This is a genomic window from Streptomyces sp. NPDC004561 (assembly GCF_053602155.1).
On the sequence record NZ_JBSGDB010000041.1, the window covers coordinates 1 to 19,079 of the forward strand.

At 72.1% G+C, this 19,079-nt stretch carries 18 protein-coding genes and 1 pseudogene; 8 read left to right on the plus strand and 11 right to left on the minus strand.

Annotated elements, in window-relative coordinates; all coding sequences use genetic code 11:
• The first annotated feature begins 161 nt into the window (after positions 1-161).
• Complete coding sequence (locus tag ACWEN3_RS08420; RefSeq protein WP_452967288.1) at positions 162-857, plus strand: TerB family tellurite resistance protein; 696 nt, start codon at positions 162-164, stop codon at positions 855-857.
• Between the two features lie 51 nt (positions 858-908).
• Positions 909-2,087, plus strand: a complete 1,179-nt coding sequence (locus ACWEN3_RS08425) for a sialidase family protein (RefSeq protein WP_452967291.1) — start codon at positions 909-911, stop codon at positions 2,085-2,087.
• Here the strand turns inward: ACWEN3_RS08425 and ACWEN3_RS08430 are convergent.
• The 7 genes and pseudogenes from ACWEN3_RS08430 to ACWEN3_RS08460 all read right to left on the minus strand — a co-directional run bounded on the left by ACWEN3_RS08430 (position 2,084) and on the right by ACWEN3_RS08460 (position 9,533).
• A complete protein-coding gene (locus ACWEN3_RS08430; protein ID WP_452967294.1) occupies positions 2,084-3,010 on the minus strand; it encodes a dihydrodipicolinate synthase family protein in 927 nt (308 codons plus the stop codon). The genes ACWEN3_RS08425 and ACWEN3_RS08430 overlap by 4 nt on opposite strands.
• Positions 3,007-4,014, minus strand: coding sequence for an ABC transporter ATP-binding protein (locus ACWEN3_RS08435; protein ID WP_452967297.1), 1,008 nt, complete (start codon positions 4,012-4,014; stop codon positions 3,007-3,009). Before ACWEN3_RS08435 ends, ACWEN3_RS08430 begins: the two co-directional genes overlap by 4 nt.
• On the minus strand, positions 4,011-5,966 hold the full coding sequence (locus ACWEN3_RS08440) for a dipeptide/oligopeptide/nickel ABC transporter permease/ATP-binding protein (RefSeq protein WP_452967300.1): 1,956 nt from the start codon (positions 5,964-5,966) through the stop codon (positions 4,011-4,013). The genes ACWEN3_RS08435 and ACWEN3_RS08440 overlap by 4 nt, the downstream gene beginning before the upstream one ends.
• Complete coding sequence (locus tag ACWEN3_RS08445) at positions 5,966-6,922, minus strand: ABC transporter permease (RefSeq protein WP_452967303.1); 957 nt, start codon at positions 6,920-6,922, stop codon at positions 5,966-5,968. Before ACWEN3_RS08445 ends, ACWEN3_RS08440 begins: the two co-directional genes overlap by 1 nt.
• 4 nt (positions 6,923-6,926) lie before the next feature.
• Positions 6,927-8,552, minus strand: a complete 1,626-nt coding sequence (locus tag ACWEN3_RS08450; protein ID WP_452967306.1) for an ABC transporter substrate-binding protein — start codon at positions 8,550-8,552, stop codon at positions 6,927-6,929.
• A 140-nt stretch (positions 8,553-8,692) separates the two neighbouring features.
• Positions 8,693-8,896: a DUF397 domain-containing protein gene (locus tag ACWEN3_RS08455; protein ID WP_452967309.1), complete on the minus strand. Its 204-nt coding sequence runs from the start codon at positions 8,894-8,896 to the stop codon at positions 8,693-8,695.
• A pseudogene (locus ACWEN3_RS08460) lies at positions 8,878-9,533 on the minus strand (Scr1 family TA system antitoxin-like transcriptional regulator). Before ACWEN3_RS08460 ends, ACWEN3_RS08455 begins: the two are co-directional and overlap by 19 nt.
• A 265-nt stretch (positions 9,534-9,798) precedes the next feature.
• Between ACWEN3_RS08460 and ACWEN3_RS08465 the strand changes: the two are divergent.
• Genes ACWEN3_RS08465 through ACWEN3_RS08480 form a run of 4 tightly spaced genes read left to right on the plus strand, consistent with a single transcriptional unit; the run spans position 9,799 to position 13,029 of the window.
• Complete coding sequence (locus tag ACWEN3_RS08465; RefSeq protein ID WP_452967363.1) at positions 9,799-10,026, plus strand: hypothetical protein; 228 nt, start codon at positions 9,799-9,801, stop codon at positions 10,024-10,026.
• A gap of 29 nt (positions 10,027-10,055) precedes the next feature.
• On the plus strand, positions 10,056-10,802 hold the full coding sequence (gene recO / locus ACWEN3_RS08470) for a DNA repair protein RecO (RefSeq protein ID WP_452967312.1): 747 nt from the start codon (positions 10,056-10,058) through the stop codon (positions 10,800-10,802).
• Positions 10,803-10,820: 18 nt separating this feature from the next.
• On the plus strand, positions 10,821-11,663 hold the full coding sequence (locus ACWEN3_RS08475; protein WP_452967314.1) for an isoprenyl transferase: 843 nt from the start codon (positions 10,821-10,823) through the stop codon (positions 11,661-11,663).
• Between the two features lie 40 nt (positions 11,664-11,703).
• Positions 11,704-13,029, plus strand: a complete 1,326-nt coding sequence (locus ACWEN3_RS08480; protein WP_452967316.1) for a histidine-type phosphatase — start codon at positions 11,704-11,706, stop codon at positions 13,027-13,029.
• Positions 13,030-13,082: 53 nt separating this feature from the next.
• Here ACWEN3_RS08480 and ACWEN3_RS08485 read toward each other — a convergent pair whose 3' ends face one another.
• The 4 genes from ACWEN3_RS08485 to ACWEN3_RS08500 all read right to left on the minus strand — a co-directional run bounded on the left by ACWEN3_RS08485 (position 13,083) and on the right by ACWEN3_RS08500 (position 16,367).
• A complete protein-coding gene (locus ACWEN3_RS08485; RefSeq protein WP_452967319.1) occupies positions 13,083-13,499 on the minus strand; it encodes a Fur family transcriptional regulator in 417 nt (138 codons plus the stop codon).
• Positions 13,500-13,681: 182 nt separating this feature from the next.
• Positions 13,682-14,584 (minus strand): metal ABC transporter permease, encoded by a 903-nt coding sequence (locus tag ACWEN3_RS08490; RefSeq protein ID WP_452967322.1) that lies wholly within the window; start codon positions 14,582-14,584, stop codon positions 13,682-13,684.
• Positions 14,584-15,390 carry a metal ABC transporter ATP-binding protein gene (locus tag ACWEN3_RS08495; protein WP_452967324.1) on the minus strand — a complete coding sequence of 269 codons (807 nt, stop codon included), beginning with the start codon at positions 15,388-15,390 and terminating at the stop codon, positions 14,584-14,586. Before ACWEN3_RS08495 ends, ACWEN3_RS08490 begins: the two co-directional genes overlap by 1 nt.
• A 17-nt stretch (positions 15,391-15,407) precedes the next feature.
• Complete coding sequence (locus ACWEN3_RS08500) at positions 15,408-16,367, minus strand: metal ABC transporter substrate-binding protein (protein ID WP_452967327.1); 960 nt, start codon at positions 16,365-16,367, stop codon at positions 15,408-15,410.
• A gap of 163 nt (positions 16,368-16,530) precedes the next feature.
• Between ACWEN3_RS08500 and ACWEN3_RS08505 the strand changes: the two genes are divergently transcribed.
• A complete protein-coding gene (locus ACWEN3_RS08505; protein ID WP_452967329.1) occupies positions 16,531-17,913 on the plus strand; it encodes a glycine--tRNA ligase in 1,383 nt (460 codons plus the stop codon).
• 151 nt (positions 17,914-18,064) lie between these two features.
• On the plus strand, positions 18,065-19,075 hold the full coding sequence (locus ACWEN3_RS08510; RefSeq protein WP_452967332.1) for an aldo/keto reductase: 1,011 nt from the start codon (positions 18,065-18,067) through the stop codon (positions 19,073-19,075).
• Positions 19,076-19,079 lie beyond the last annotated feature (4 nt).

A 19,079-nucleotide genomic window follows, 5' to 3' on the forward strand; every position in this document is an offset into this window, starting at 1 on the left:
GCCCCGGCCGCCACATACGGCGGCTGGGGCCCCGTCGGTTATCGGCCACCGGCCCGGCCAGGTCACAGAAAGGTCTCTTACGGGGTACTGACTCAGCCTCCGTGATGTGGCTAACATCACGCCAGCGCGGCGATGTTGCCGTGCGGTTACGGAGGTGCGACGTGCTGCCAGTACGGGGACGAGACGGCCGTGCCGCCAGGGCTGTGCACATCCTGGGCACCCGCACCGCATGGACACCCGTGGGCGACGGCGAGTTCTTCTGCCCCGGCTGCGGAGGCGACCGCAACTACCAGCGGCTCACCGGGCGCCGCCGGCTCACCGTGCTCGGGGTGCCCGTGCTGCCGCGCGGGGCGACCGGACCGGTCGTGGAGTGCGCCGCCTGCCGCCACCACTACGGCACCGACGTCCTCGACCACCCCACCACCCGCCGCTTCTCCGCGATGCTCCGCGACGCCGTGCACACCGTCGCCCTCGCCGTCCTCGCCGCGGGCGGCACCTCCTCCCGCACGGCGCTGGAGACGGCCGCCTCCGCGGTCCGCGCGGCCGGCTTCGACGACTGCACCGAGGAACAGCTCGCCGCCCTGGTCGAGGCCCTCGCCGCCGACACCGGCCGGGTCTTCGAGCAGCCCTGCGGCGCGAGCCTGACCATAGAGCTGCACGAGGCCCTGGACCCGCTCGCCCCGCACCTCGCCCCGGGCGGCCGCGAGGCCCTGTTCCTCCAGGCGGCCCGCATCGCCCTCGCCGACGGCCCCTACACCCCCGCCGAACGCGACGCCCTCACCACGGTCGGCGCGGCCCTCACCATCTGCGCCCCCGACGTCACCCGCCTGCTGGCCGCGGCCCGCACGCCGTCCTGATTACCCCCGACGGAGTAAGGACGCCCCGGTGAATCCGGGCAGCATCACCGCGTGACCCCGCTCAGCAGCACCCTCCTGACCAGCCTCGCCCTCCTCACCTCCCTCACCTCCCTCACCGTCCCCCTCCCCGCGCACGCCGCCCCCGGCTGTGTCTCCTCGGAGCCGTACGTGTCGGGCGAGGGCGGGTATCACACCTACCGGATCCCCGCCGTGGTCCGGAGCCGGGCGGGGACGGTCCTGGCGTTCGCCGAGGGACGGCGCGACGGGCCGGGGGACAGCGGGGACATCGACGTCGTGCTGCGCCGCTCCGGCGACGGCGGCTGCACCTGGGGCCCGCTGACGGTGGTGGCCGCGGGGGAGGGGGACACCCGCGGCAACCCGGCGCCCGTGGTCGACCCGGGCACCGGCGCGATCGTCCTCGTGACCTGCGGCAACAGCGGGGCCGTGACGGAGGGGCAGATCATGCGCGGGGAGGTCCCGCCCGAGTCGGGACGCCGGGTGTTCGTGCAGCGCAGCCTGGACGACGGCCTCCGCTTCAGCGCCCCGCGGGACATCACGGCCGAGGTGCGGCTGCCGGACTGGCGCTGGTACGCGACCGGCCCCGGCCACGCGCTCGCCCTCACCCGGGGCCCGCACGCCGGCCGTCTCCTGGTCCCCGCCGACCACTCCACCGCCCCGCCCGCCGGCTCCCACGCCACCGGCCGTGAGGCGAGGTTCTACGGCGGCCACGCCCTCTACAGCGACGACGGCGGCCGCACCTGGCACCTCGGTTCCGTGACCGCCCGCCACGACGGCGTGACCAACGTCAACGAGACCAGCGCCACCCAACTCCCCGACGGGCGGATCTACTTCAGCGCCCGCGACCAGAGCGGCAGCGCCCCCGGCAACCGCCTCGACACCTACTCCGGCGACGGCGGCGCCACCCTCGACCGCCCCTACGCCCCCCAGCCCACCCTGAACGACGTCCCGGTGGTCCAGGGCAGCGTCCTGCAACTGCGCGGCCCCGGGGCCCCGCTGCTGTTCTCCGCTCCCTCCGTACCCACCGCCCGGCGTGCCATGGCCGTCTGGTCCAGCACGGACGCCGGCCGCACCTTCACCAGGCTCCGCACCCTGTCCGACGGACGGGCCGCCTACTCCGACCTGGTCCAGCTCGGCCCCGGCACGGTCGGCGTCCTGTACGAGACGGGCGCCTACGAGGGCCTGGAGTTCCGCAGGCTGCGCCTGCCCTAGAGGAGCCCCGCCGCGGCCAGGAACTTGGCGACCTTCTCGGTCTCCTCGCCGGACAGCGGCACCTGGGGCTCGGCGGTGACCGGGCAGTCGATGACACCGCGCAGATGCAGGGCCGCCTTGAAGGCGCCCAGCGCCGAGGAACTGCCGCCCATCCGGGCCGGATCGCCGGCCCGGGTCAGGCCGAACAGGGCGCACAGCCGCTCCTGCTCGGCCCGCGCCCCCTCCCGGTCCGCCGCCCGGCACTGGCGGTAGAGCCGGACGTAGCCGTGCGGATCCACGTTGGCCAGGCCCGGCACCACCCCGTCCGCGCCCAGCGCCAGCGCCGAGTCGACGATCAGCTCGGAGCCGGTCAGGACGCTGAACCCGGGATGGGCGCGGGCGCCGGTGACGATCTCCCGGAAGGCCGCCAGGTCCCCGCTGGAGTCCTTGATCCCCGCCAGCACACCGTCCCCGGCCAGCCCCAGCACCACATCGGCCGGGAGCTTGGTGTGCACGGCGGCCGGGATGTCGTACGCGATGACCGGGACGGGGCTCACGGCCGCGATCCTGCGGTAGTGGTGGACGATCTCCGAGGGGTGGGTGCGGGCGTAGAACGGGGCGGTGACGACGACGGCCTCGGCGCCGGCCGCCGTGACCGCGCGGACGTGGTCCAGGACGCGCGGGGTGGTCATGTCGATGGCCCCGGCCAGGACCGGGAGCTGACCGCCCGCATGAGCGGCGACCGCCTCGACCACCTGCCGGCGCTGCCGGTCCGTGAGGAAGGCCGCCTCGGACGTCGAGCCGAGCAGGAACAGGCCGTGCACCCCCGCGCCCACCAGATGGTCGACCAGCCTGAGCAGCGAGGGGACGTCCACCTCGCGCTCCGGTGTCAGGGGCGTGCACACGGGCGGGACGACACCGGTGAGCGGGACGGGGAAGGTCATTCACGGCTCCTGCGGGCTAGGTCGTGGGTCGACTGGTCCTCCTCCACAGGATGGTGACAGCGGTAGCGGTGCCCTGGCCGCGACGCGGCCGAGAATTCCGGCATCCCCCGCGCGCACACCGCGTCCGCCCGCCAGCAGCGGGTGCGGAACGGGCAGCCGCTCGGCGGCCGGGTCGCCGAGGGCACCGGCCCGGTCAGCGGGATCGGGTCGACGGGGTGCAGCAGACCGGGCGTGGCCGAGAACAGGGCGCGGGTGTACGGGTGCCGGGCCCGGTCGGTGACCAGGGCGGCCGGGGTCTCCTCCACGATCCGGCCGAGGTACATGGTGACCACCCGGTCGCTCATCCGCCGTACCGTCCGGATGTCGTGCGAGACGAACATCAGGGCGAGGCCGAGGCGGTCCTTCAGGTCGAGCAGCAGGTTGAGGATCTGCGCGCGGACCGACACGTCCAGCGCACTGGTCGGCTCGTCGGCGACCACCAGGGCGGGGTCGAGGGCCAGCGCCCGGGCGATCGCGACCCGCTGCCGCTGCCCGCCGGACAGCTGGCCGGGCAGCGCGTCGGCGAGGGCCCGGGGGAGGCCGACGAGGGCCATCAACTCCCGCACCCGCTCGTCCCGTTCGGGCCTGCCGCCCCGGTCGTGGACGTCCAGCGGGTCACGCAGGATGCGCCGTACCGTCAGCCGGCGGTTCAGGGCCGTCGACGGGTCCTGGAAGATCATGCCGGTGCCCGCGCCGGCCGTCGCCCGGCGTTCGGCCGGCGGCATCGCCCACAGATCCCGCCCCCGGAACGACACCGTCCCCCGGACAGGCCGCTCGATGCCCACCAGCACCCTCGCCAGCGTCGACTTCCCGCACCCCGACTCGCCGACCACCCCGACCGTCTCACCGGCGGCCACGGTGAGATCGGCGCCGGTCAGTGCGTACACCCGGTCGCGGGCGAACAGGCCGCCGCCGCGCGCCCGGTGGACGACATGGGCGCCGCGGACATCGATGATCGCGGTCACTGGAGCGCCTCCCCGACGGGCTCCACGGGCACGGCGGGGTGATGGCAGGCGGCCGTGTGCGTGGCCGTGCCGGCGAGGACCGGCGCGCGCTCGTGGCACACCTCGCTCGCACGCGGGCAGCGATCGGCGAAGCGACAGCCCGCCGGGAAGCCGGCCGGGGACGGTACGACCCCCCTGATCCGGGTCATCCGCTCCTCGGCCGACTCCAGCGACAGCACGCTGCCCAGCAGCCCGCGTGTGTAGTGGTGGGCCGGCGCAGCCACCAGGTCGGCGGTCACCCCGCTCTCCACGATCTGCCCGCCGTACATCACCACCACCCGGTCGGTGACGTCGGCGACCAGCGCCAGGTCGTGCGAGACCAGGACCAGCGCGAAGCCCAGCTCCGCGCGCAGCCGGAGCAGCAGCTCCATGACCTGGGCCTGCACGGTGACGTCCAGGGCGGTCGTCGGTTCGTCGGCGAGGATCAGGCTCGGCTCCCGGGACAGGGCCATGGCGATGAGCACCCGCTGGCGCTGGCCGCCGGAGAGTTCGTGCGGGTAGCTGCGCAGGGTGCGCTCCGGGTCGAGGCCGACCAGCGACAGCAGCTCCCGCGGGCTGCGCCGGCCGCCGCGCCGGACGAGCTGCCCCAGCTGGGCACGGACGGTCATCGCCGGGTTCAGCGAGGACAGGGCGTCCTGGTGGACCATCGCCATCTCGTGGCCGAGCAGCCGCCGCCGTACCCGCATCGGCTCGGTGAGCAGGTCCCGCTGCCGGAAGCGCACCTGCCCCCGCACGCGGGCCTCCCTCGGCTGGAGCCCCATCACGGTGAGCGCGGTCAGCGACTTCCCGCAGCCCGACTCGCCCACCAGGCCCAGCACTTCACCGGGGTGCACCTCGAAGCCGACCCCGGCGACGACGTCCACGCCCCGGTGCCGGTCCGGGAAGCCCACGGTGAGGTTCTCCACCGCGAGCACCGGCTGCCCGCTCCGGTCCGGCAGCGGCCGGGCCCGGGACCGCAGCCGCCGGGCGGCCTCGGACAGTCCCGGCAAGGGGAGTACGTCACCCGGCACCGCCTTCTCCGACCGGTCCTCGGGCGCCTCCACCTCGCGGGCGGCCGGGGCGGCCCACGCGTCCGACACCCCCTCGGCGAGGACGTTCAGCGCCAGCACCGTCAGCAGGATCAGCAGCCCGGGGAACACGGTCGCCCACCAGCCGCCGGTCAGCACCATGTTCTTCCCGTCGGCGATGACACTTCCCCAGGACGGGTCCGGGGGCCGTACGCCCGCGCCGATGAAGGACAGCGAGGCCTCGAAGACGATCGCCTCGGCGACCTGGACCGTGCAGAACACCAGCACGGGGGCCGCGCAGTTGACGGCCACGTGCCGCAGCACGATGTGCGGGGTGCGGGCGCCGATGACCCGCTCGGCGGTGACGTAGTCCTCGCCGTACTGGTCGAGGACGTTCGCCCGGACGACCCGGGCCACCGGCGGGGTGAACAGGAAGGCGATCGCGCAGATCAGCACGCCGATCCCACCGCCGAACACGGCGACCAGCACGGCCGCCAGCGCGATGCCCGGGAACGCCATCACCACGTCCAGGCAGCGCATCAGCGTCTCGTCGACCGCCTTCCGCGAGGTCGCCGCGAGCGCCCCGAGGACCGCCCCGGCCGCCAGCGCGAGCGCGGTCGAGCCCAGCCCGATGGCCAGGGACCAGCGGGCGCCGTACATCAGCCGGCTGAGGATGTCCCGGCCCAGGCTGTCCTGGCCCATCCAGTGCGCGGCCGACGGCGCCCCGGAGCCGCCGACCGGGTCCTGCTGGTCGAGCGGATCGTCGGGGGCGAGCAGCGGGGCGAGTACGGCGACCAGGACGACGACCGCCAGGAAGCAGAGGGCGATCGCCGGCAGGGGCGGCAGCCAGCGCGGCCGCACGCCCGGCCGGGCGAGCCGCTCGGCGATGTTCGCGCGCGTGATCATCAGGCCGCCCTCAGCCGTGGGTTGACCAGCAGGTACACGATGTCGATGACGAGGTTGACGACGACGAACCCGGCGGCCGTGGTGAGCACGACCCCCTGGACCACGGCCGGGTCGCCGTTCTGCACGGCGTCGATCATCAGCTTGCCCATGCCGGGCAGCGAGAAGATCGTCTCGATGACGACGGCGCCGCCGAGCAGGTAGCCGACCCGCAGCCCGAGCACGGTCAGCGGGTTGACCAGCGCGTTCCTGAGGACGTTGCGGCCCACCACGACGCGGGGCGGCAGCCCGCTCCCGATCGCCGTGCGCACGTAGTCCCGGTCCAGCTCCTCCACCACCGAGGTCCGGACGACCCGGGTCAGCTGGGCGGCCACCGGCAGGGACAGCGCGATCGCGGGCAGCGCCATCGTCTTCAGCCAACCCGTGAGCGAGTCGGCGGGGTTGATGTAGCCGCCGGCCGGGAACCAGCCCCGGTCCACCGCCAGGTACTGGATCATCAGCAGCGCCAGCCAGAACCCGGGCGCGGCGACCCCGACGAGCGAGACCACCCGGATGACCTGGTCCGGCAGCCGGTCCCGGTACACGGCGGCCGTCACGCCGCCCGCCAGGGCCAGCACGACCGCGATGCCGAGACCCAGGAAGGTCAGCTGGAGGGTGAGCGGCAGCGCGGTGGCGACCTGGTCGGCCACGGGGGCGCGGGTCAGGGCGCTGGTGCCGAGGTCGCCGTGCAGGAGAGCGCCGACGAAGTGGACGTACCGCACCGGTAGCGGGTCGAGCAGCCCGTTGCGCTCACGGAAGTCGTGCAACTGGCCCGGTGTCGGGTTCGCGCCCTGGAAGAACGCGGACGCGGGATCGACGTCCGAGAAGCGCATCACCAGGAACACGAACAGCACGATCCCGAGCAGCAGCGGTACGAGCAGGGCGACCCGGCGCAGCAGGATCCGTACGACGGCCGTCATGCCGTCAGACCCACCTGGCCCGGAGGAGGTTGACGCCCGGGTAGGGCTGTGCCCTTATGCCGGTGAGCCTGCGCGGGTCCCAGGCCGTCATCAGCTCGTTGTGCACCACCGGGTACAGCACGGCCTGCTCCGCGACGACGTCGATGCAGTCCTGGACCATCGCCTTCTTGCGCTCCGGGTCCGGCTCCCGGGTGGCCCGGTCCATGTCCTTGAAGAGCCGCCTGGCGACGGGGTGGCCGGCCCACCGCGTGTAACCCATCCACAGGTTCTGCGGCCCGTAGTTGTAGTGCATGATCAGGTCGGCGTCGAGCCCGAACTGGTTGGGGTTGGAGGCCGCCGCCACCACCTGGTAGTCCTGCTTCTGGTCCATCTTGGTGAACACGGCCGTGGTCTCCTGCGGCGTCAGCGTCGTCTCGACGCCGATCGCGTCCCACGAGGACTTGATGGTCGGCAGGCAGTCCACGATCCAGCTGACGTTCACGGCGAGGACGTCGACCTTCAGGTTCGTGACGCCCGCCGCCCTCAGCAGCGCCCTCGCCTTGGCGGGGTCGTGGTCGTAGACCGTCTTCGCCCGCCGGTAGGACGGGTTGCCCTCGTCCAGGAACGAGGACGCCGGCTTCCCGTGACCCTTCAGGGCGACCCGCACCATCTTCCCGGTGTCGATGGCGTGATGGAGTGCCTGGCGCACCCGTACGTCGTCGAAGGGCTTGTGCGCGGTGTTGAACATCAGGAAGAGGTTGTTCATCCCGGCGCCGCCCGCGACCTTCAGGCCGCCCTCCTCCAGGCGGGGGACGTTGGCGTAGGGGATGTTGTCGGCGATCTGGGCCCCGGCGCCGGTCCCGGAGATCCTCGCGACGCGCGGGGCCGCGTCCACGATCGTCAGCCAGTTCATCCTCTTGAAGGCGGGCCTGCGCGGGCCGTTGTAGGCGCCGAACGCCGCGAAGGTGGTGTTGGACTTCGGGTGGTGGGCCGTCTGCCGGTACGGACCGGAGCCCACGGCGAGTCCCTTGACCGCGTCGTCCCAGGCGCCGGGCCGCGCGTACACGTGCCGCGGCATGATCTTGGCCAGGGTGAGCCGCGAAAGCCCCTCCGGGAACGGGAACTTGAGCACCAGCTCGACGGTGTGCGCGTCGACCTTCCGGACCTCGCGCAGCCAGCTCGCGAAGAAGCCCTTGGCGAGGGTCTGCGTGCCCGGATCGAGGATCCGCTCGTAGACGAACACCACGTCGTCGGCGGTGACCGGCCTGCCGTCGTGGAAGGTCGCGCCCGGCCGCAGGCCGAACCGCCAGGTGGTCGCGTCCGGGTTCCCCGGCACCCCGGTGCCGAGCGCGGGATACGGCACCCGGGAGATCGGGTCGGTGTCCAGCAGGCCCTCGTAGATGTGGTTGTTGGCGGCCATCGAGAACGCCGACGCCGTCTGGGTCGGATCCCAGCTGCCGTCGTTGCCGTACCCGATCACCGCCGTCAGCGTGCGGTCCTTGCCGCCGCCCCCGCTCCCGGTGTCGTTGGTGGACTCGGGCCCCGCGGAGCAGGCGGCGAGCAGGGCGCCCACGCCCAGCGCTCCGGCGCCTCGCAGAACGGACCGGCGGCGCGGCGCCGGCACGTCGGGAATCGTCACGTCGTCGCGCACGGGTCCTCCTGCGGCGTCGGGGGGAGGGGAGGTACGACGTCCTACGTCCGATTGGTCAGCGTGACCATAGGAGGGCCCGTGGGGGTGGTCAAGGGAGCACACACGAATGGCGTAGCGGGGCGCGTGCCCCGGCGCACGGCCTAGAAGCGGGCGGCCCCCACGGCGCCGACGAACTCCGCCCATGCGGCCGGCCCGACCGTCAGCACGGGGCCGCCGTCCAGCTTGCTGTCGCGGACGGGGACGATGCCGGGGACTCCGTCGGCTACCTCGACGCAGTCGCCGCCCTCGCCGTTGCTGTAACTGCTCTTGCGCCAACGGGCGTTTCTCAGGTCGTAGGTGTGCATCCCCTGTGGTCCTCAGCCGCCGACTCGATCAGGGCCAGGGACGCCTCCGGCGACAGCGCGGCAACCCTGAGCAGATCGTATGCGCGGTGTGCCCGCTTCACCACAGCCGGATCGTCCATCAACGTTCCCGAAAACGACGTCTCTGTATAGGCGACGGGCGGTGCGTCCTCGAAGTCCATGAGCTTCAGCGATCCGGCCATGGACGCGTGCGGCCCAGCCGTGTACGGAATCACGGTCCCCCACGCCGTCCGCTCCCGCATCGGCCGGGCGATGTGCTCCAGTTGATCGGCCATGGCCTGCGGGCCGCCCACCCGGATGCGCAGCACGTTCAGTGGGCGCGAACTCGCAGATCCGCGAAGCGACCCGCTCCAGCTCCACAACTCCGCGAAGTACTCCGCATACCGGCGGTCGTCGATCAGCTTTCTGCACAGTCGCTCGAAAATACCGTCGGTTTGCAGGATCTCGTCGATCCGCTGGGCTGGGGCTTTCGAATTGCCTGCTCGAATTGTCCGATGTACGCGCCGGAGACGAAGACACGCGACCCCAGCTCCACCTGGGTGATTCCCGCGTCCTCGCGGCGCCGCTTGAGTTCCGTTCCGAAGACCTCCCAGACCGCCTGCCGTGAACCGTCGGCCATGGCCAACCCCTTTGTCCTGCTGCGTACTTGTAGGGCGCAGGTTGCTGCCGAGTGTAGAGGCGGAGCGTCACCCTCGATGTGCGAAGCGTGAAAAACGAGAGGGAAGGGGAGCACGGGTGAAGGCGCGAGGGACCACACACTCGGCGTTGTGCGTCGAAGAGGCGGAGGAGACATTGGAAGAATTGCGGTCGGCTCTCGCGGAGGCCGGAGTCATTCCCGTGGACACCGCGCGGCTGCTCGCGGCGGCCGTGGCGGGGGTGACGTCGTGACGTACCCCGTCGAGCCCCCCATCGGCAGCCATGTCGTGGACACGCGTACCGGCAGGATCGGGATCGTCATGGGGCACGAGGGGCCGTACGTCCAGCTGAGACCGTACGGCGGGGGCCGGGAGTGGGACGCCGAGCCCGGGGCCGTGCGGCGCGCGACCGATGCCGAACGTCTGAGCGCGGCGACGGCGCACGCCAACGCCCGCAGTCGCGGAGAGACGCTCTAGCCGCTCCCGCCATGGGCGAGAATGGAGCCATGAGTCTGTTCCGCGACGACGGCATCGTGCTGCGCACCCAGAAGCTGGGTGAGGCGGACCGGATCATCACGCTGCTCACCCGTGGGCACGGGCGGGTGCGGGCCGTGGCCCGGGGGGTGCGGCGGACCAAGTCGAAGTTCGGGGCCCGGCTGGAGCCCTTCTCCCACGTGGACGTGCAGTTCTTCGCGCGGGGGAGCGAGCTGGTCGGGCGCGGGCTGCCGCTGTGCACCCAGAGCGAGACCATCGCTCCGTACGGTGGCGGCATCGTCGCCGACTACGCGCGGTACACCGCCGGCACGGCCATGCTGGAGACCGCCGAGCGGTTCACCGACCACGAGGGCGAGCCCGCCGTGCAGCAGTACCTGCTGCTGGTGGGGGCCCTGCGGACGCTCGCCCGGGGTGAGCACGCGCCCCACCTCGTCCTCGACGCCTTCCTGCTGCGCTCCCTCGCCGTCAACGGGTACGCGCCCAGCTTCGGCGACTGCGCCAAGTGCGGCATGCCCGGTCCGAACCGCTTCTTCTCGGTCGCCTCGGGCGGCTCCGTCTGCGGGGACTGCCGGGTGCCGGGCAGCGTCGTACCCTCCCCGCAGACCCTGGTCCTGCTCGGTGCGCTGCTTACGGGAGACTGGGAGACGGCGGACGCGTGCGAGGCGCGCTACGTCCGGGAGGGCAGCGGGCTGGTGTCCGCCTACCTGCACTGGCATCTGGAGCGCGGGCTGCGCTCGCTCCGGTACGTGGAAAAGTGAGAGGGAGACGAGAGGCACATGGTGGTACGCGGGATCCTGGGGCGCCAGCGGCGCGAGTACAAGAAGCCGGAGCCGCACCCGTCCGGCGCACGCCCTCCGAAGCTCCCGGGTGAGCTGGTCCCGAACCACGTGGCGATCGTCATGGACGGCAACGGGCGGTGGGCGAAGGAGCGTGGGCTGCCGCGCACCGAGGGGCACAAGGTCGGCGCCGAGCGGGTGCTCGACGTCCTCCAGGGCTCCATCGAGATCGGCGTCCGCAACATCTCCCTGTACGCCTTCTCCACCGAGAACTGGAAGCGCTCGCCCGACGAGGTCCGCTTCCTGATGAACTTCAACCGCGACTTCATCCGCAAGACCCGCGACCAGCTCGACGAGCTGGGCATCCGGGTGCGCTGGGTGGGCCGTATGCCCAAGCTGTGGAAGTCGGTCGCCAAGGAGCTGCAGGTCGCCCAGGAGCAGACCAAGGGCAACGACCTGCTCACGCTGTACTTCTGCATGAACTACGGCGGCCGGGCCGAGCTCGCGGACGCGGCGAAGGCGATGGCGGAGGACGTGAAGGCGGGCCGGCTCGACCCGTCCAAGGTCGGCGAGAAGACCATCCAGAGGTACCTGTACTACCCGGACATGCCGGACGTCGACCTGTTCCTGCGCCCGAGCGGCGAGCAGCGCACCTCCAACTACCTGCTCTGGCAGAGCGCGTACGCCGAGATGGTCTTCCAGGACGTGCTGTGGCCCGACTTCGACCGCCGTGACCTGTGGCGGGCCTGCCTCGAATTCGCCTCCCGCGACCGGCGGTTCGGCGGCGCCATCCCGAACGAGGAGCTGTCGGCCATGGAGGGCGACGAGTCGGCCACCTCGTAGCCATCGGTGGTTCATGCGGGCGGCCGAGGATGTGGTGACCATGAGACGTCTCCCTCCTGTCCTCGCCCTCGGCGCCCTGCTCCTGACCGCGCTGCCCGCGCACGCCGCGGACGGCCCCGCGGACCGGGAGAGCTACGGCACCAAGGCCCCCTACGAGGCCGAGCAGAGCCCGGACGGCTACCAGCGCCCCCCGGCCGGCTTCACGCCCGTCTTCACCGAGAACGTCTCCCGGCACGGGTCCCGCGCGGCCACCGACAGCGGCGACGGCGACCTGATCCTCGGGCTGTGGGACCGGGCCCGGCAGGAGGGGCAGCTCACCGCGACCGGCGAGGATTTCGGGCCGAAGGTGCGGGCTCTCCAGGCCGCCATGGCGCAGGTCGGCCACGGCGACCTCAGCGGGCGCGGACGGAAGGAGATGCGGGACACGGCCACCCGCGCGGCCGAGCGGCTGCCGTCCCTGTTCGCGAAGATCGCCGACGAGGGCGAGAAGATCGACGTGGTCAGCTCCGGACAGGGGCGGGCGGTGGACAGCGCGGCCGAGTACACCGGCGCCCTCGCCGCCGCCGACCCCGGGCTGAAGCCGCTGATCGGACCGACCCGCACCGACAAGGACCTGCTGTACTTCCACAAGGCGGCCGGCGGCGCGGCCTACCGCGACTACCTCGCGAACGACCAGCGCCTCAAGGACACCCTGAACGCGATCGCCGACCAGCCGAGGACCCACGAGGCCGCCCGGAGCGTCCTGCGGCGGATCTTCACGGAGTCCTTCGCCGACGGGATCACCGACCAGGTCGGGGCGGCCCGGGCCGTCTACGGCCTGTACGCCATCGCCCCCGCGATGAGCGAGGAGAGCCCCGGCGGTGAGGGCTGGGGCATGGACCGCTACGTCTCCCGCGCCGACGCGTCCTGGTTCGGCTACCTCGGCGACGCGGAGGAGTTCTACGAGAAGGGCCCCGGCTTCTCCGACAGCGACATCACCTACCGGATGGCGGGCGTCCTCCTCGACGACTTCTTCCGGCAGGTCGAGGCCAAGCGCGCCGGCACCAGCGACCTCGGCGCCGAGCTGCGCTTCACCCACGCCGAGGAGATCATCCCGCTGGCCGCGCTGATGGGCCTGCCCGGCAGCACACGGCCCGCCGACCCGGACGAGCCGTACACCTACGCCGACAACCCCTGGCGGGGCGCGTCGGTGGCCCCGCTGGGCGCCAACATCCAGTGGGACGTCTTCCAGAAGGGCGACCGCTACCTGGTCCGCATGCTCTACAACGAGCGCGAGACGCCGTTCAGGGCGGGCTGCCGTCCCGTCACCAGGGGCAGCGGCTTCTACGACCTGGACGAGCTGGAGCGCTGCTTCGGCCGCGGCTGATCAACGCCGGGGACGGCTGATCGTGTCACCGGCGACCGTCACCTCACCCGCGTCTAGCAGCCCTGGCCCGCGCAGTCCGCGCAGGTGCCGAAGATCTCCACGGTGTGGGCCACGTTCACATAGCCGTGCTCGGCGGCGATCGCCTCCGCCCACTTCTCCACCGCAGGCCCCTCCACCTCGACGGCCTTGCCGCAGGCGCGGCAGACCAGGTGGTGGTGGTGTTCGCCGGTGGAGCAGCGGCGGTAGACGGACTCGCCGTCGGAGGTGCGCAGGACGTCGACCTCGCCGGCCTCCGCGAGGGACTGCAGCGTGCGGTAGACGGTGGTGAGGCCGACCGAGTCGCCCTTGTGCTTGAGCATGTCGTGCAGTTCCTGCGCGCTGCGGAACTCGTCGACCTCGTCCAGGGCCGCCGCCACGGCTGCCCGCTGTCGGGTCGCGCGGCCCTTCACGGGCGGTCCAGCGGTCGTCACCGTTGCCTCCTTGATGGCTCGCTCACCGGCGGGGCGGTCCGAGCCGTAGCCGGGACCGCGACCGTGCCCGGCCCACCGGCCTGCGCGCTCGCGCTCACCACACCGGCGCGCCCCATCGGCTCTCTCGCGGGCTCACGTCCCACCCCTGCCCCGGCCATTGTGCCAGCAAGGGCCGTGGACGGTCAGACGCCGGCCTCGTCCACGGCCGTCCGCGTGGCCGGAACGGAGTACTCCACCGGGCCCGCGGGGGATGCTGCGGCGGTGGCCGCGCGGGCGCGTCGCCGGGCCAGCGGGGCGGCGGCGGCGGTCAGCGCGACGAACGCGGCGATGGTCAGCAGCACGATCGTCGCGCCGGGCGGCACGTCCTGGTAGAACGACGTGATCGTGCCGCCGACCGACACGGTGACGCCGATGGCGACGGCGATGGCGAAGGTCGCGGCGAAGCTGCGGGTGAGCTGCTGCGCGGCGGCGACCGGTACGACCATGAGCGCGGAGACCAGGATCAGGCCGACCACCCGCATGGCGACGGTCACCGTGACCGCCGCGGTGACCGCGACGAGCAGGTTCAGGGCGCGCACGGGCAGCCCGGTGACCCGCGCGAACTCCTCGTCCTGGCTGACCGCGAACAGCTGACGGCGCAGACCGAGGGTCACCACGGCGACGAACGCGGCGAGCACCACGATCGCGGTCACGTCCGAGGGCGCCACCGTCGACAGCGAGCCGAACAGGTACGACATCAGGTTCGCGTTGGAGCCGCCCGGCGCGATGTTGACGAACATCACGCCGCCCGCCATGCCGCCGTAGAAGAGCATCGCGAGGGCGATGTCGCCGCGCGTCCTGCCGTACCAGCGGATCAGCTCCATGAGGACGGAGCCGAGCGCCGACACGGCCGTCGCCATCCACACCGGCGAGGCGTGCAGCAGGAAGCCGAGGCCGACGCCGGTCATCGCCACGTGGCCGATGCCGTCGCCCATCAGGGGCTGGCGGCGCTGGACGAGGTAGATGCCGATCGCGGGCGCGGTGATGCCGACCAGGACGGCCGCGACGAGCGCCCGCTGCATGAAGGCGTAGTTCAGGAGGTCCATCAGCTCGGCAGTCCTGTCCGGGTCGGTCCGGTGCCCGCGGGTGCGTGCGCGTCGAAGCAGTGGTGCGAGGCGCCTCCGCCGAGGGCGGTGGCGGGCGACGGGTGGGCGGGGTCGTGGCCGGGCCCGGCGCTCGACGGGGGGCCGTCGTGCACCACACGGCCGTCGCGCAGGACGACCGCCCGGTCGATCAGGGGCTCCAGCGGGCCCAGCTCGTGCAGCACGAGCAGGACCGTGGTGCCGCGGGAGACCTGCTCGCGCAGGGTCGCTGCCAGCACCTCCTGGCTGGCCAGGTCGACGCCCGCCATCGGCTCGTCCATGATCAGCAGTTCGGGCTCCGCGACCAGGGCCCGGGCGATCAGCACGCGCTGGTGCTGGCCGCCGGACAGGGCGTTCACCGAGTCCCCGGCCCGGTCCGCCATGCCGACCAGTTCCAGGGCGTGGCGCACGGCCTGCCGGTCGGTCCTGCGGAAGAGGCCGAAGCGGGTGCGGGAGAGCCGGCCCGAGGAGACGATCTCGGTGACGGTCGCCGGGACACCGCCCGCGGCCGTGGTGCGCTGCGGTACGTAGCCCACGCGGGCCCAGTCGCGGAAGGCGCTGCGCGGGGTGCCGAACAGTCCTACCGTGCCGGCGCTGACCGGCACCTGGCCGATGATCGTGCGGATCGCCGTGGACTTGCCCGAGCCGTTGGCGCCGAGCAGCGCGACGACCTCGCCGCGGCCGACGGTGAGGTCGATGCCGCGCAGTACGGGACGGGCGCCGAGTTCGGCGCTCACCCCGCGCAGGGCTATGACGGCTTCTGCGGTCATCTCGTCTCCCGTGCCGGTCACTTGGCGCCCAGCGCCTGCTGGAGGGCCTTGAGGTTGGCTTCCTGGACCGCGAAGTAGTCCGTGCCGCGGGACCTGGCGGTGATGCCCTCGATCGGGTCCAGGACGTCGGTGCGCAGACCGGAGTCGCCCGCGAGGGTCTTCGCGGTCCTGTCGCTGACGAGCGTCTCGTAGAAGACGGTGGAGACGCCGTCGGCCCTCGCCATCGTCTCCAGGTCCTTCACGCGCGCGGCGCTGGGCTCGGACTCGGGGTCGAGGCCGTTGATGGCCTCCTCGGTGAGGCCGTAGCGCTCGGCGAGGTAGCCGAAGGCGGCGTGCGTGGTGATGAAGACCCTGGTCCTGGTGTGCGCGAGGCCGGTGCGGAACCGCTGGTCCAGGCCGTTCAGCTGCTTCACCAGGGCCGCGGTGCTCCGCCGGTAGTCGGCCGCGTGCCCGGGGTCGGCCTTCTCGAAGGCCGCGCCGACGCCCCGGGCGACCTGGGCGTAGCGCACGGGGTCGAGCCAGATGTGCGGGTCCTTGCCGGCCGGCTCCTCGCTGCTGTGGGCGTCGTGCGCGGCCGCGTGGCCGCCGACCTCGTTGCCGTGCTCCTCCAGCGTGGTCAGGGAGGCCGCGTCGATCTTCGTCCCGACCGGGGACTGGGCCACCGCGTCGTCGACGGAGGGCTGGAGGTTCTTCAGGTACAGGACCGCGTCGGAGTCCTGGAGCATCGCGATCTGTTTGGGGCTGATCTCCAGGTCGTGCGGTTCCTGGCCGGGCGAGGTGAGACTGGTGACGTGGACGTGGCTGCCGCCGATCCGCTCGGCGAGGAACGCCATCGGGTAGAACGACGCGACGACGTCGAACTTCCCGGTGCCGGCCGCTGCCGCGCCGTCGGCGGAGCAGGCGGAGAGCGCGCCGGCCCCGAGTGCGGTGACAGCGGCGAGCGCGGCGGCGGGTATGAGGCGTCGTCGTACGTTCATGACAGTCATTTTCAACTAACATGGAAACCGTTGTCAACAAGCACCCTTGAGGTGCTCTCGACAGGGGGGCCGATTTGGCCGTGAGGGAGCCTGCGCCGGTAACCTGAATCATTCGCTGGAAGCATCTCGCTTCAACGCCCGTCGTCGTAATGAAGAGAGCACCGTGGCCGCCGACAAGATCGACACCATCGTCAGCCTGAGCAAGCGCCGTGGCTTCGTTTTCCCCAGCAGTGAGATCTACGGCGGACAGCGCGCCGCCTGGGACTACGGACCGCTGGGTGTCGAGCTCAAGGAGAACATCAAGCGCCAGTGGTGGCGCTACATGGTGACGTCCCGCGAGGACGTGGTCGGTATCGACTCGTCCGTCATCCTGGCCTCCGAGGTCTGGGTCGCGTCCGGCCACGTCGCCACCTTCACGGACCCGCTGACCGAGTGCACCGCGTGTCACAAGCGGTTCCGTGCCGACCACCTGGAAGAGGCGTACGAGGAGAAGAAGGGTCACGCCCCGGCCAACGGCCTGGCGGACATCAACTGCCCGAACTGCGGCAACAAGGGCCAGTTCACCGAGCCCAAGCAGTTCTCCGGCCTCCTCTCCACCCACCTCGGCCCGACGCAGGACAGCGGCTCCGTCGCCTACCTGCGCCCCGAGACCGCCCAGGGCATCTTCACCAACTTCGCCCAGGTGCAGACCACCTCGCGCCGCAAGCCCCCGTTCGGTATCGCCCAGATGGGCAAGTCCTTCCGCAACGAGATCACGCCCGGCAACTTCATCTTCCGTACCCGCGAGTTCGAGCAGATGGAGATGGAGTTCTTCGTCAAGCCGGGCGAGGACGAGAAGTGGCAGGAGTACTGGATGGAGCAGCGCTGGAACTGGTACACCGGCCTCGGCCTGCGTACCGAGAACATGCGCTGGTACGAGCACCCGAAGGAGAAGCTCTCCCACTACTCCAAGCGCACCGCCGACATCGAGTACCGCTTCCAGTTCGGCGGCAGCGAGTGGGGCGAGCTGGAGGGTGTCGCCAACCGCACCGACTACGACCTCGGCGCCCACTCCAAGGCCTCCGGCCAGGACCTCTCCTACTTCGACCAGGAGGCCCAGGAGCGCTGGACGCCGTACGTCATCGAGCCCGCCGCCGGTGTCGGCCGCACGATGCTGGCCTTCCTGCTCGACGCCTACGTCGAGGACGAGGCCCCGAACGCCAAGGGCAAGATGGAGAAGCGCACGGTGCTGCGCCTCGACCACCGTCTGGCCCCGGTGAAGGTCGCCGTCCTCCCGCTGTCCCGCAACCCGGAGCTGTCCCCGAAGGCCAAGGGGCTCGCCCAGGCGCTGCGCCAGAACTGGAACATCGAGTTCGACGACGCCGGCGCGATCGGCCGCCGCTACCGCCGTCAGGACGAGATCGGTACGCCGTACTGCGTGACCGTGGACTTCGACACCCTCGACGACAACGCCGTCACGGTGCGTGAGCGCGACTCGATGAAGCAGGAGCGGGTCTCCCTCGACCAGATCGAGGGCTACCTGGCCCAGCGTCTCCTGGGCTGCTGACGCCCGAGGCGCCCCAGTCGCTCCCCGCCCACCCACCCCGCCGAAGCCCGGCCGGGTGGGTGGGCCTTTTTGGGTCCACGCCTCCGATGCCTGCCCCATTAGTGGAATGACAGATATTGATATCTGTCATCTGTCATGGCAAGGTGGAGTCATGACGATGCGAACCCGAACCCTCGGAACCACCGGCCCCCAGGTCTCCGCCCTCGGCCTCGGCTGCATGGGCATGTCCGCCCTGTACGGCGACACCGACCGCGCCGAGTCCGTCGCGACCGTCCACGCGGCCCTGGAGGCGGGTGTCACCCTGCTGGACACCGGTGACTTCTACGCCATGGGCCACAACGAGATGCTGCTCGGCGAGGCCCTGCGCACCGCGCCCCCCGCCCGCCGTGAACAGGCCCTGGTGAGCGTGAAGTTCGGCGCCCTGCGCGACCCGGACGGCAACTGGAGCGGCTACGACGGCCGCCCCGCCGCGGTGAAGAACTTCGCCGCCTACTCGCTCCAGCGCCTCGGCGTCGACCACATCGACGTCTACCGGATCGCCCGGCTCGACCCGGACGTGCCGATCGAGGAGACCGTCGGCGCGATCGCCGAACTGATCGAGAAGGGGCATGTGCGCCACGTCGGCCTGAGCGAGGTCGGGGCCGACACCGTCCGGCGGGCCGCCGCCACCGCCCCGGTGGCCGACCTCCAGATCGAGTACTCGCTCATCTCCCGCGGCATCGAGCGGGAGATCCTGCCGGCCACCCGCGAGCTGGGCATCGGCATCACCGCCTACGGCGTGCTCTCCCGGGGCCTGATCTCCGGCCACTTCGCCCGTGACCGGCGGCTGGCCGCGAACGACTTCCGCGCCCACTCGCCCCGCTTCCAGGGCGAGAACCTCCGGCACAACCTGAACCTGGTCGAGGCCCTGCGCAAGATCGCCGAGCAGAAGGGCGTCACCGTCGCGCAGACCGCCATCGCCTGGGTGCTCTCCCGCGGCGAGGACATCGTGCCGCTGATCGGCGCCCGCACCCGGGAGCGGCTGACCGAGTCGCTCGGCGCGCTGGACGTGAGCCTGGACGCGGCCGACCTGGCGGCGATCGAGGAGGCCGTCCCGGCGGAAGCGGCGGCCGGCGACCGCTACCCGAGCGCGCAGATGGCCCACCTCGACAGCGAGCTCTGACCGG